General features: G+C 39.4%; 10 protein-coding genes and 1 tRNA gene. 3 read left to right on the forward strand and 8 right to left on the reverse strand.

Annotated features, from left to right (window positions below; genetic code table 11):
- Positions 1–547 precede the first annotated feature (547 nt).
- From rho to RSA43_02670, 7 genes are all read right to left on the reverse strand, one after another.
- A complete protein-coding gene (gene rho, locus RSA43_02640; GenBank protein MEG2496183.1) occupies positions 548–1,945 on the reverse strand; it encodes a transcription termination factor Rho in 1,398 nt (465 codons plus the stop codon).
- A complete protein-coding gene (gene coaE, locus RSA43_02645; protein ID MEG2496184.1) occupies positions 1,942–2,559 on the reverse strand; it encodes a dephospho-CoA kinase in 618 nt (205 codons plus the stop codon). Before coaE ends, rho begins: the two co-directional genes overlap by 4 nt.
- Positions 2,553–5,171 carry a DNA polymerase I gene (gene polA, locus RSA43_02650; GenBank protein ID MEG2496185.1) on the reverse strand — a complete coding sequence of 873 codons (2,619 nt, stop codon included), beginning with the start codon at positions 5,169–5,171 and terminating at the stop codon, positions 2,553–2,555. Before polA ends, coaE begins: the two co-directional genes overlap by 7 nt.
- On the reverse strand, positions 5,164–6,180 hold the full coding sequence (locus RSA43_02655) for a S49 family peptidase (GenBank protein ID MEG2496186.1): 1,017 nt from the start codon (positions 6,178–6,180) through the stop codon (positions 5,164–5,166). The genes polA and RSA43_02655 overlap by 8 nt, the downstream gene beginning before the upstream one ends.
- 190 nt (positions 6,181–6,370) lie before the next feature.
- The gene (locus RSA43_02660) at positions 6,371–8,008 is read right to left on the reverse strand and encodes an Npt1/Npt2 family nucleotide transporter (protein ID MEG2496187.1); all 1,638 of its coding nucleotides are present in this window, start codon (positions 8,006–8,008) and stop codon (positions 6,371–6,373) included.
- A 162-nt stretch (positions 8,009–8,170) separates the two neighbouring features.
- A complete protein-coding gene (locus RSA43_02665) occupies positions 8,171–8,698 on the reverse strand; it encodes a CDP-alcohol phosphatidyltransferase family protein (GenBank protein ID MEG2496188.1) in 528 nt (175 codons plus the stop codon).
- Positions 8,699–8,886: 188 nt separating this feature from the next.
- A tRNA-Ser gene (locus RSA43_02670) sits at positions 8,887–8,973 on the reverse strand.
- A 259-nt stretch (positions 8,974–9,232) separates the two neighbouring features.
- On the opposite strand from RSA43_02670, the gene dnaB reads away from it, so the two are divergent.
- The 3 genes from dnaB to RSA43_02685 all read left to right on the forward strand — a co-directional run bounded on the left by dnaB (position 9,233) and on the right by RSA43_02685 (position 13,407).
- Positions 9,233–10,642: a replicative DNA helicase gene (dnaB, locus tag RSA43_02675; protein MEG2496189.1), complete on the forward strand. Its 1,410-nt coding sequence runs from the start codon at positions 9,233–9,235 to the stop codon at positions 10,640–10,642.
- Positions 10,643–10,856: 214 nt separating this feature from the next.
- Positions 10,857–12,692 carry a tRNA uridine-5-carboxymethylaminomethyl(34) synthesis enzyme MnmG gene (mnmG, locus tag RSA43_02680; GenBank protein ID MEG2496190.1) on the forward strand — a complete coding sequence of 612 codons (1,836 nt, stop codon included), beginning with the start codon at positions 10,857–10,859 and terminating at the stop codon, positions 12,690–12,692.
- On the forward strand, positions 12,679–13,407 hold the full coding sequence (locus tag RSA43_02685; GenBank protein MEG2496191.1) for a lipoate--protein ligase family protein: 729 nt from the start codon (positions 12,679–12,681) through the stop codon (positions 13,405–13,407). The genes mnmG and RSA43_02685 overlap by 14 nt, the downstream gene beginning before the upstream one ends.
- Here RSA43_02685 and ndk read toward each other — a convergent pair.
- Positions 13,388–13,822 carry a nucleoside-diphosphate kinase gene (gene ndk, locus RSA43_02690; protein MEG2496192.1) on the reverse strand — a complete coding sequence of 145 codons (435 nt, stop codon included), beginning with the start codon at positions 13,820–13,822 and terminating at the stop codon, positions 13,388–13,390. The genes RSA43_02685 and ndk overlap by 20 nt on opposite strands.
- Positions 13,823–13,852 lie beyond the last annotated feature (30 nt).

Genomic DNA, 13,852 nt, shown 5'->3' on the forward strand with positions numbered 1-13,852 from the left:
GTAGACATATAACGTTTCGTTATCTCTCATCGTTCTCTTTCAATAAGGCCGTATTTCATTTATGATTCTCCTCTTAAAAATCCATGCAATAATAACACCGTCAACATTCGTATTACACGGATGCCGTTGTTCATTTTGAATAAATAATAAACATAAAGCGTCCGGTCAAAAGACTTCGGCAATTCTTCGTCCTTTGATAAATGATGTAAAATCTTTAAATCTCCGATAATATGAAGATGAAACCGAAAATAGATCCGTTCCCGCGGAACGACTTAGTCGGTTACCTCATAACCGGTCCCGAAGGCAATGGTACCCGAAAATAAAGAAGGATCTGTCATATTTCAAATACAACCCGTCTTACCGGTAATAAATACGATTTTTCCGTGATATTTTTGAAAAATAAAAAGAGCTGCCCATCAGTACGGACGGGCAGCTCTAATTTCAAACTACGACAATCATTCATTTGTTATGCCGAAACGAAAATTTCCACTTTCATAAGCGGGTTTGTTCCGACACTAAATTTTTAATACATGCCAAACACAAAGAACTATTCTTTTAAAGACAACAGAAACTCAGCATTGCTGTTGGTTTTTTTCAGCCTACCCAGCAGTAAATGCATGGCATCAATCGAAGATAAATCCGCCATAGCTTGCCGTAATAAAAAGACCTTCTCAAGTTCTCCGGGATGATAAAGAAGTTCTTCTTTTCTTGTTCCACTCTTAATAACATCGATAGCGGGATAGGTCCGCCTATCCGCCAAACGTCTGTCAAGAACCAATTCCATATTACCCGTACCTTTGAACTCCTCAAAAATGACTTCATCCATTCTGGAGCCCGTTTCAATTAAGGCGGTAGCAAGAATAGTTAATGAACCTCCGTGTTCAATATTTCGTGCCGCACCGAAAAATCTTTTGGGTTTATGCAAAGCACTTGCATCAACTCCTCCGGTCAAAATCTTTCCGGAATGAGGCTGAACGGTATTATAAGCTCTTGCCAATCGCGTAATCGAATCCAACAAAATAACAATATCATTACCGTGTTCAACCAACCGGCGGGCTTTCTCGATAACCATTTCCGCTACTTGAATATGTCGTTCCGGTTGCTCATCGAAAGTAGAAGCCACAACTTCTCCGCGAACATGCCTAATCATATCGGTTACTTCTTCAGGTCTTTCATCGATAAGCAAAACGATTAGGATAACTTCCGGATGATTAATCGCGATCGCATTGGCAATACTTTGTAAAATCATGGTTTTTCCGGAACGAGGAGGAGCTACTATCAATCCTCTTTGGCCTTTCCCTATAGGGGCCGTTAAATCCAATACTCTTTCGGATAAACGCTCTCTACCCGTTTCCATAACAATTCGCTCATTGGGATACAAAGGCGTTAGATTTTCGAAAAGAACCCTTTCTTTTGCCTTATCCGGAGTCGAACCGTTAATTTTATCGACTTTTAACAGAGCGAAATATTTCTCTTTCTCTTTCGGAGAACGAATCGTTCCCATAATCGTATCGCCCTTTTTTAAATCAAAACGACGAATCTGCGCCGGCGATACGTAAATATCTTCTGCAGAAGGCAAATAATTATAAGTAGGCGACCGCAAAAATCCGAACCCATCCGGAAGAACTTCAAGAACTCCTTCTCCTATCAACAACTCGTCATATTTCTCCGATTTGGATTTGACGATTTCAAAAACGACCTGAGACTTAGTTAACGAAGCTATGTTTTTAACACCGTACTGACGGGCTATCTGATTTAATTCCTCAATCTCCATACGCTGAAGCTTGGAAATTTTCGTAATGGTATGGATAACAGGTGCTTCCGGAACACTTGTTTTTCCTCCCGTCGATTCTTCGGATATAATTCGATCCGGTGGTGGCGTAGTTGCTATCGGAGCACTTTTCTTTACTTTATCCGACACAATCGAAGAAGGTTCTTCAGTCATAACTTTTCCTTTAAAGAATAAAAATATTTAACCACTTGATCTCCCAAGTTTTCTAAACTACCGTTATTTTCGATGATAATATGAGAACGAGAGACTCGCTCTTCCGTAGGCAGAAACCGCTCACATCTTTCAGTGAAATCCAAGCGACCCGTTTTTTTTATGTATCTCTTTTGACGAATTTCGGAACGAGTTAAAACAAATATAACAACATCATACCAACCCTCTCCCTTAGTTTCGTATAATAAAGGCACTTCGACAACGAACAAAGGGAATGCACCCTCTTGAACAGCCCATAAGTAACGTTCCTCTATAATCCGTCGAATCCCTGGGTGCAGGATGGCTTCCAAACGCTTAAGTAAAACAAAATCACCTCCAGCCCGCTCCTTAAAAACCTTTTCGGCAACTCGCCTCCTGTCAAATTGCCCCTCAACGACAACATCTTCTCCTAAAAGGGCAACGACCCGATCGCCGTAAACGGTACCCGGAACCAGAAGTTCCGTTGCGATTCTGTCGGCATTTAACGTAAAAGCTCCCAAGTCGGAAAAGAAACGACAAACCTCGCTCTTACCTGACGCAAGGTCGCCAGTTACGGAAACCTTCTTCAAATTTAGCATTCAGACCAATTTTTTCCAATCAAGATATTCACTACCAAAGGAACTTTTAAATCCAAAGCCCCCTCCATATTCTCTCGAACCAACCCCTGTAACAACTCCAATTCTTCTTCCGGAGCCTCGAATAAAAGTTCGTCATGCACCTGTAGAAGCAATTTGGATTTAATACCGGCTTTTTCAATAACACTCCTCAATAGTAACATAGACCTTTTAATCAAGTCTGCAGCACTCCCTTGTAATAGAGTATTGATCGCCAAACGTCCGGACTGGGCCTTGTCGACGAATTTAGACCAACCGTCAATAACTCTCTCTCGTCCTAAAATCGTTTTGACCTTTCCTTCATCGGCAGCCTTACGAAGGGTCTCTTTAATAAAAGTTTCCAACCCCGTATATTTCCGAAAATAAGCTTCTATTAATTCCTGAGCTCTTGACAAATCAATTTTTAAAACTTTAGACAATCCGAAGGCTTGTTGTCCATAAACTATTCCGAAATTTACTGCTTTTGCCTGTCGTCTTTGTTCTGACGTCACGTCTTGCTGAGACACCTCAAACACTTCAGCCGCGGTATGAATATGTATGTCCTCTCCGGAAAAAAAGGCTTTCGTCAAATTTTCATCATTGCTGAAATGCGCCAAAAATCGAAGTTCTATTTGGGAATAATCGGCAGACAGCAACCGATTACCGGACGTTCGCGGAATAAAAACTTCCCGAATTTTCTTACCGAGGGCTGTTCTGACCGGTATATTTTGTAGGTTTGGATCTCGACAAGCCAAACGTCCGGTAGCTGTCACAGCCTGAGAAAAAGTACAGTGAATACAACCGTCTTTCGGATCCACACAGTCAATTAAAGACAAGAGATACGAGGAACGCAATTTTTCCAACATCCTGAATTCCAAAACAGGAGCCGCTATAGGATGCTGATGAACTAATTGTTCCAAGACCTCAACATTTGTCGAATCTTTTTTAATTTTCCTTAACCCCAATTTTTCAAATAAAATTCTACCTAATTGTTTTGAAGATTTGAGGTTGAATTCTTCTCCCGCAAAAACATAGACTTCTTTAGTCACTCTTGCTAAATCACATTCTATTTGGCGAGACAATGCTCGGCATCCGTCTATGTCAAAAAATATACCCTCTCTTTCCATATCAAACAGTACGGACGATAGAGGCAATTCCAATTTTTCGAATAATTCGTTCAACCCGGTTTGTCGTAATTTTTCAGCTAAAACCGTTTTCAACTTAGCAATATAATAAGCAAATAATCCAAAATAGATATGCGGTTCTTCTACGGTTTTTGTAACGGGAAATCCTTCTTTACCATATTCACGGATAAACAATCCTTGAGGAGCGTCCGGAAAAAAATCATTGACCAAGTCGGAAAAAACCGGTCTTCCTCTATCGGAAGACAAAAGATAAGCAGCCAATATAACATCGAATCCTACATTGACGGTATTAATACCGAAATTCGCTAACGCATGCCTATCATATTTATTTTCATAAAATATAATTGAGGTGTCCCGAAAAAAGTTCCGTAAAGAATCCAAACACTCAACCATCAAGTCTTTCGGTAAAAACCAAGCTTCCTCACCGTAAGAAAAGGCGATTCCGTAAGGGTTCGTTTCAGTTAAAATTTTTCCGGTATAAGCAGTGGTTACGGCAATATCCATTCCTCCCCGCCATTCACTCAAAAGCGAATCAGCCTGTTCTTTCGTAGTAATGATTTCGCACTTAGGATTCGAATTTTTATCGAAAGAAAAACTATTCGTGATTAATGATTTAAAACCCAACTTCAAATAAAAAACTTTCAAATCGGAATCCCGTTCAGGGTTCTTTTGAAACAAAAAATCTTTATCATCAATATTGTTCAAAAGAAGATCTTCATCTACAACCGCCAATTTACGACTCAAAAGTATTTGATCACTGTGATCTAAGATTAATTGTCGCGTTTTGCCGTTTTTAATACGATTTACGTTTGCAATCAAGTCTTGAACACCGTCAAAATCGTTTAATAATCGAGTAGCTCCTTTTGGCCCACAACCGGGAACTCCCGGAATATTATCCGAAGCATCTCCCACTAAAGCCAAATAGTCGGGGATTAAAGCAGGACCGACACCGAAACGCTCATTGACTTCCCGACAACCGGTTATCAAATTATCTTTCCATGGGTTAATCAGAAAAACTCTCTCTCTTATAAGTTGACAGAGATCTTTATCACTTGTACAAATGTAAACTTCGAAATCCTTTTCTAGGGCTGTTTTTGTGAGAGAAGCGATTACGTCATCGGCTTCTATACCCGGTTCATCGAAATACCTGATTCCGGATAAACGACAGTATTCTTTAGCCAATTCCAATTGACGCGGGAGATCGGGATATTTCAGAATACGATTAGCTTTATAAGCGGAATAAATCGAATGACGGCTTTTTTTATTATCGGGGCCATCAAAAACGGCAACCAGATATTGAAGATCAAAATCTTTAGATAATTTATTCAATGACCGAATAAAACCGAAAACGGCTTGAACGCTTTCACCTTTAGGAGAATTCATCACGGGCAAACCACAGTATGCTCGATAAACGAAACCTGAAGCGTCTAAAAGAAAAAGTTTTTTACCCACTAATTAAACCGTCATACAAGTAACCGCAAGGAGCACTTGTTGTTTCTAAATCGGTCAAAGTAACCTCATGTTTTATCTGTCCCGACACTAAAGGACTACGACAAAGCGTGAGTACTACTTTCTTCCACCAATTATCCTTACCCAAACCGATAACACGATAATTTTCTTTGATACCAACCGTTTCGGTTAATTCCTCAATGACTTGATTACGTGAAACATTGATTTGATCAACCAAGCCCTCAGATAAAGCTTGTTCCGGGTAAAAAATATCGGCCCCCAAAAAATCGACCAAGCGTTCTTTCGAAAGCGACTTTCGATTTTCCGTAACAATGCTGACGAATTTATCATAGAAAAAGTTCAATAAATCCTGTCTCTTATCTTTTTCCTGATCGGTCCAATCCATAAAAGGATTTAAGGTAGCCTTATCTTTTCCTGAAGATAAGATCAACGAGTTGACGCCAATTTTAGTTAAAGCCTCTTTTACGTTGAAAAAAGGAGAGGATACGATTCCAACGGAACCGACTATCCCTATGTCTCCCGTACAAATCTTGTCTCCGGCACAAGCTATGTAATAACCTCCGGAAGCACATAGTCCGTCAACATAAATATAAAGAGGAACTTGCCTGCGATTTTTCCAATCTTGTACAAACGAGTAGATCTGGTTAACCTCAAAAACTTCACCCCCGGGAGAAGAAATATGAAAAACCACTCCTTTCAAACGCTTTTTGAAAAGATCTTTATCCATATCCGAAAAATAGGCTTGTATTTGCTTATAGGTTTGGTTACTTCGACTAATCTCTCCGTTTAATTCAATAACGGCAACAATCGGAGCCTCTTTGCCGAGAGGTTTTATGACCCCTTGAGCATCAGGCAAAAGCCTTAAACCGGGCTGACTACCGGAAATTCCGTTTACGGAAGCAATAAAACTAAATAGCACCGTTAAGGCACATAACAGACCTACGCTCAACCCGATTAAACCTAAAAAAGCTTTCGCAAACATACGAAACATTGTTCTAATCATATCCGATAATATCCTCTCTTAATCAAACCAATGCTACAAACAAGGTGTGAGCATTCAACATTACAACACCGCGAACCAATAATCCGAAACCAAGCCGAATTTCAAAAGTATTGAAACGTAACCAAAAGATAACGCACTTTTAAACTTTTTAGAAAGAAATTTTAACAAGATAAGATTGTCAAACGTTAGCTAACTCGGACACAGTGGGCTCCGTATGAATTCCTTCTACCGCCTGCTCGGAAAGTTTTATATCGGATTCAAGACCGAATAAGCTCGAATCGACAACGGAAGGAATAAGAAATTCTTCCTTGTTCTTCTCTTCCACCAAAGCCTTAAAACGCTTACCCAAGAAAAATATAGAGATGCTCCAGCCCCCTAAAATCAAAAAAATCAAGGCGGCAATGATGTTAATACTTCCAGCCACTGAAGAAAAAGAGATTAATAATATCTGATAAATAAATGATCCGCCCGATTTACCTACTCTCGAAACCACGCCGTCAATAGCGGCCTTTCCTTTAAGCTTCATGCTATCCGGTAAAGGTATGAAAGCCATTTCTTTGGTCATATCGAAGAAGGTAAATTTTGCGGAACGAGACAATATGTTGTGCAAAGAACCGAAACAAGCTACGCATGCCAAAGGAGATATACCTGAAAAAAAGGCTCCTAAAAATAAATCCCGCTTAGCTAAAAAGATTGAAGCGAAAAAGCAGAATCCCGTAATGGCCAAAACCCCTGGTGTAATGAACGAACCGAAAGTCCATCCGCATTTCCTGATCAGTTGACCCGAAACCAACAAAGCGACCACAGTGGAAACGGCTCCGGTAACCCAGGCCACTTTAGCCATATAAATATTAAAATCAAGGGCATTGGGATATAATTGGCCAATTTGATGTTTCCAAACTACTTCAAAAAGATGAATAACCAAGTTATAGGACAGGACTCCTATAGCCAAATAAAGCAAATATCTGGAACCGGCTATAGACATAAGAAGATCTTTAATCTTGAACTTTTCCGATTTATTTTTCGCTTTTACTTGTTTAATTGAAACCTCTGATATCTTCAGTTGGACGTCCTTTAGATTCTTGGAAAGCTGTCGGTATAAAAGAATAATGACCCCCCCTGCTCCCAACACGAGACAGGTTTGTATAATCATCGAATTGTGCCAGACATCTTTAGCAAAGGAAAGTGTCAACAGATGATGCTTGCTGATAAACACTACAAGAATACCCGCCGCGACGCTGGATAAATTCAATCCCGTGTTAATTAAACTGTAAAATCGCCCCGCTTCTTTAATTGAAGTAATTTCATTAGCCACTCCCCAAAACAACATGGATAGAACGGCCGTGCTCCACAATTCGGAAATAATATAAAATAAACTGAAGCTCCAATAACGAATTACGGAAATAAGACCACCGAATCCGTTGGGCAAGACTTTCAACAAAAAGTCTCCGAAACGATGAAAATGAAGAGCATCTCCCATAGGATATAAAACGAATACAAACAAAGCAAAAAAGATCAAGAATCCGGTAATGAAAAAGTAAAAGACGGATCTCTTGTATTTATTGCTTAACAGTCCGTAAAGAGCAGTAACGATAACAGCCCCAGGAACAATCCCCCAAACTTTCACGAAAGGAATAGCTTCGGCCCCCGAAAAAGAAACCAAAACCGTATCTTTCATGTTTCTGAGAAGCGTGTAATTAAAGCCGACGAAAAAAGCCATCGCGAATAGGGGAAGAAACTTCTTAAGTTCGAAAGAGTGAATAGGCCAAACAAACGACCTGAACTTAGAAAACCCCTTGGAGTCATCGGATGACATAAACGCCTCCGTCACATGTAAGATACAGGAACAAAAGAACCCTCGTGTTTAAATCGAAACGACAAATGAAATCATATTTAAAGAGACTAAAACCTCAGATTCATTGCCCATCGAGAAAAGCATTTTACAAGAAAAACACCTAGATTTCAAGCTTTTATTTCCTCATTGTCCGAGATTATCCGAGCAGCTCAGTCTCTTCTTTCTATAATCGGCTACTCTTTCAACAAATGCCAAAATGCCGAGTCCAATGAAAGAGTAAAAATAAAAAAAACTGAGTTTTACGGATGAAGTAACGGCAATGAGAACCGAAAACTGAGCTACGGTGAAAACTTTTCCCCAAAACATCGCTTTGTAATCATACCCTCGCCAAGCGCGAACCAAGGTTAAATATAAACCGAATAATGAAAGAAAAACATCACGCGACAAAACCATTAACAGTTCTTTATATGATAAAGCCCCTTCCATACAAAGAATCATGACGGAAGTTCCGACGAATAATTTATCCATCAACGGATCCAATACAGCCCCGAATTGAGTGGTCAAAAGAAATTTTCTGGCTAAATACCCATCCAAAAAATCACTGATTACTGCCCCAGAAACCGCTACCAAGCGTAATAAAGGATTGCTTTGAAAAAATAGTAAAGTGAAACCTAAACGGGATATGGAAACAAAATTGCAATAATTCAACATAAACTCGTTCTCTAAAATCTCTTGAATACAAAAGATCTAGAGCTTTCATATATTTACAACACCAGAGATTATACCGGACTCGTATGCCCCAGGCAACATAAACGCCACTTTTTCTGCGCTACCTTAACCGAGAATAAGAAATCAAACCAGTTATCTCAACAGGGAAAGATTTAACGATACACCAAATACGGAAAGAGAGGGATTCGAACCCTCGGTACCTTTAAAGGTACGCGTCCTTAGCAGGGACGTACTTTAAACCACTCAGCCATCTTTCCATAAGAAAATCGCCCTCCCCTCACTTTACCGAACTACATAGTACGACAAAAATAATCGGATCGAAATCAAGGAGCAGTATCGATTATTCTATCCTAAAAAGTCAATAATAACCCTGGGATGACAAGCTCCTTTGACTTACGGGAACTTCCGAATTATGAGGTCCTTTCTTTAATAATCTTTTCATAAACTTTCTATTAATAATCCTATTGTCTATAAGGTTATTAACAAAAAAGATAATGTACAGAGTATGGACACAATATGACGACTTCATCGAAGGCTTCCAAAAATCGGGAGGGAATAGCCCCCCATTCGAAAGACTCTGAAATGATTGTTCTCGGCTCTATGTTAACAAACATTAACAGCCTGAACACAGTTGCCGAAGTTCTCTCCGAGAATGATTTTTATTACTTGGAACATAAAATAATTTTTCAAGTCATGCTATCAATTTATAGAGAAGACAAACCCGTCGATCTGCATTTAGTCAGCGAAGAATTAAGAAGAACCGATCGACTGGAAGCAATAGGCGGGGTCGCATTTCTCATTTCTCTTGTTCAATTCGCCGGAACCTCCGTACACATTGAAGAATACGCTCGTTTGATCAAATCCAAATCAATTCTAAGACAAATGATTCAAGTATCGACTGATATAAGAATAAAAGCGATGGAGGAACCGGATGACGTTACGGAAGCTCTCGATGAAGCTCAACACGCTTTCTTTTTGATTAGCCAAAAAACCGATAACCAAAAAGGCGTTTTAATTTCGGATTTATTATCGGGAAGAATCAACTCTAAACCTTATTTGGATGAGCTGGAATCAAGACAAGCTACTTTTCAAGAAATTGGAGCAGGACTGCAACCTAAAATTACGGGAATGCCGTCGCATTTCATAGATTTAGATCTTTTGGTTAACGGATTCTCGAACTCCAATTTGATGATTTTAGCCGCTCGCCCCGCTATGGGTAAAACGGCCTTAGCCATTAACATTGCAGAAAATATTTGTTTATACGAGAACCTCTCAATAGGTATTTTTTCTTTGGAAATGACAGCCCAACAGCTACTGAACCGAATCATTTGTTCCCAAGCAGGAGTTGAGCATCAAAAAATAATATTAGGAAACCTTAATGGTGCGGAATTTCAAAGGATATTCGAAACAGTCAAAAAACTCCAAAATAAAGACCGGACTATTTTCATAGACGATCACCCCGGACTTAAGGTAACCGATTTAAGAGCTCGAGCTCGTCGTATGAAAGAAAATTACGATATTCGATTCCTGGTTATTGACTATTTACAGCTCCTTTCCGGGTCGGGTTCTTTCAGAACACAGGAAAGCAGACAAAACGAAATTTCCGAAATCTCCAGAATGTTAAAAAATCTGGCACGAGAACTCGATATACCTATCTTATGCTTATCCCAATTATCCAGAAAAGTGGAGGATCGGGCTAATCATAGACCTATGATGAGTGATTTAAGGGAAAGCGGAAGTATAGAGCAGGATTCGGATTTAATTATGTTTCTCCTTCGAAGAGAATATTACGATCCGCATGACAAACCGGGGATGGCGGAGCTCATTGTCGCTAAAAATAGACACGGTTCCATAGGTTCCGTTAATTTAGTTTTCGAAAAAGAATTTGCACGTTTTCGGAATCATGCTTCTTTCGATAATGACTAAAATATTATCGGTATATATCCGTTTCTTGGCTTTTCTCTCAGAATTCCGGAATGAAATCTTGTATTCTTAATCAAAAGGTGTTATGGTCGTCCGTTTTTGAATCTTGAACTCAAGAGTATATGTCTTCCGTAAAGAAAAAACGAAAATACAAGATCGCTAAACATAAGCGCAAAAAAAGAAGTCGCCAAAATCGCCATAAAAACAAATAGTTCCTATGTGGGTCTATCCTACCGCTTATGATGTGATTGTAGTCGGAGCTGGTCATGCCGGTTGCGAAGCCGCTCATGTTTGTGCAAAGATGGGAACTAACGTTCTTTTGGTTACCTCTAATTTGGATGGCATAGGAAAGATGAGTTGCAATCCGGCTATCGGCGGGGTTGCTAAGGGGCACATCGTTCGTGAGATAGATGCGTTAGGCGGAATAATGGGAGTTGTTGCAGACGGCTCCGGCATTCAATTTCGTATGCTCAACCGCACTAAGGGACCCGCGGTCCATTCTCCGCGCGCACAATCCGATAAATCGATTTATCATTCTTTAATGAAAAATATCTTGGAAAATACTCCGAGGTTACATTTACTTCAGGCTTCCGTTGAAGATTTATACTTTGAAAATGATTGTATTTCAGGAGTAGTTACCCGTGAAAACGTCATTTATAAATCACAAATCGTGATTCTGTCGGTCGGCACTTTCATGCAAGGATTAATTCATATAGGTCATCTGAATTATTCCGGAGGTCGAGCCGGAGATCCGTCATTTTCCGGAATATCTTCAATATTGGCTCGTCTTGGTTTTACCATAAGCCGGTTGAAAACGGGAACTCCTCCTCGAATTCTTGCATCATCCGTCAATTTTTCGGTTATGGAAGAACAACCCGGTGAAGAAGGCGTTTGTTTTTCTCATTATACGAAACCTTTTATTCCTTCTCTTAAACAAGTTTCCTGCTATTTAACCCATACGACTGAAAAAACAAAGTGCATTATAGAACGCAATTTAGAAAAATCGGCTCTTTACGGAGGTCGTATTACCGGTACGGGTCCCCGCTATTGTCCATCCATAGAAGATAAAATCGTTAAATTTTCGGATAAGTCAAGACATCATATTTTTTTAGAGCCGGAAGGGCTTCAAACGCAAGAAATTTATATCAATGGACTATCGACTTCTTTGCCCTGCGAAACGCAATTAGATCTCGTGCGATCTGTCGAAGGTATGGAACAGGCCGTTATTACTAGACCGGCTTATGCCATTGAATATGATTTTGTCTCCGGCAACCATATTCGACCATCATTAGAAACGAAGATCATCGAAAATTTATTTCTCTGCGGACAAATTAACGGAACTACGGGTTACGAAGAAGCTGCCGGACAAGGTTTAATCGCCGGCATCAATGCCGTTTTAAAAATCAAAAAACAGGCCCCTTTCATTCCTAAGCGCCATGAATCTTATTTAGGAGTCATGATCGATGATCTCACAACGCAAATATTAGATGAACCTTATCGCATGTTTACGAGTCGTTCGGAATATCGTCTATTGTTAAGACAAGACAACGCTTGTGAACGTTTAAGTGGCTATGCATACGAATTAGGTTTGATTTCTCAACAAAAGTATTCTGCCGTGCAAGAAAAACAAACTCTTGTCACGAATGAATTAAACCGTTTAAGAAAAATTTTCAAAAAAGAAGATAAAAACACGGTTTCTTTATTTAAAATTCTCAGTCGTCCCGAATGCTCTTATTCACAACTACTGGAATCTTACCCGGAAGACGTTATTGATTTTACTAAAGATCTTCGTACGATTATCGAAACCGAAATAAAATATTCAGGTTATATAGACCGACAAAAAATAACGATCGCCAATCTCACAAAAGCCGAATCCACTCGCATTCCCGAAGACTTTAATTATGAGACCACACTGGGATTGAGTCTTGAAGCTAGAGAAAAATTCTTTAAATTTCAGCCTACAACCATCGGAGCAGCTTCCAGAATTTCAGGCATTGCCTCGGCTGATGTACAAATTCTTATCATAGCACTTAAAAAATATGCTTCCTCCTAAAATACTGTTGCTTCAAGTTTCCGGTTTGGATATTGAAACTCAATTACAAATAGAAGAAGCTTTTCTTAGAGTATCCGATCAAAATCTCTGCTTAATTAATTCTTCTCCTCCTCCGGCAATCGTACTCGGAATTTCTTCCGATATCGATGAGGTCTTATTCAAAGAAACGGTTATTTCCGACAACCTAACAGTTATTAGAAGATTCAGCGGAGGAGGAACCGTATTTATTAATGACGATGTTATTATGGTTTCATGGATTTGCAGTACGGAAACGTCTTCTCTTATCAACCCACAAGAATTAATGGCGCTGACAAAGCAACTTTACGCGAAAACTTTTCCTCCGGACTTCGATGTCCGAAACAATGACTATGTGATCGGACATAAAAAGATTGGCGGTAACGCTCAGTATATCCAAAAAAAGCGATGGGTCCATCATTCGTCTTTCCTTTGGGATACTAATATTAAACTAATGAATCGTTATCTTAAAATTCCTCCAAAACAGCCGGAATACAGAAACAACAGAACTCATGAAGAGTTTTTAGTACCTTTAAAGAATTTCTATTCTCAACCTTCCGTATTTTTAGAACGATTATTATCGGATCTCCGAGAGCATCAAACATTCCTCTCTATCGAATTGGAAGAAATCATTTCGATAATAAATCGTCCTCACAGAAGATCTACTGCTAAAATTCATTTTAACCGACAACCGGATTAACAATCTCAAGGTCATTGAAAAAATATTTAATCTCAATAGCAGCATTTTCTTGAGAATCGGAACCGTGAACGGCATTCATTCCTACGGATTCACCGAATTGTTTTCTCAATGTTCCTTCAACTGCATTCAAAGGATCGGTGGCTCCCATAACCGTTCTATTTCTCGTGACGGCATTTTCGGCTTCCAGAACCATAACCACAATAGGACCGGAAATCATAAAATCCACTAACTCCTGAAAAAAAGGACGCGCTTTATGAACCGCATAGAAACCTTCGGCTTCATGTTGAGATAATTGTATCATCTTCATTGCAGCTATTTTAAATCCTTCCTGTTCAAATCGGGCAATGATTCGACCGATATTGGATTTTCCTACGGAATCGGGTTTAATAATCGATAATGTTTTTTCTAAAACCATAAAACTAAATTTTCCTTATTATTGAATGAA

The organism is Victivallaceae bacterium (assembly GCA_036659455.1).
In the GTDB taxonomy this organism is placed as follows: Bacteria; Chlamydiota; Chlamydiia; order Chlamydiales; family Chlamydiaceae; genus JAVXCN01.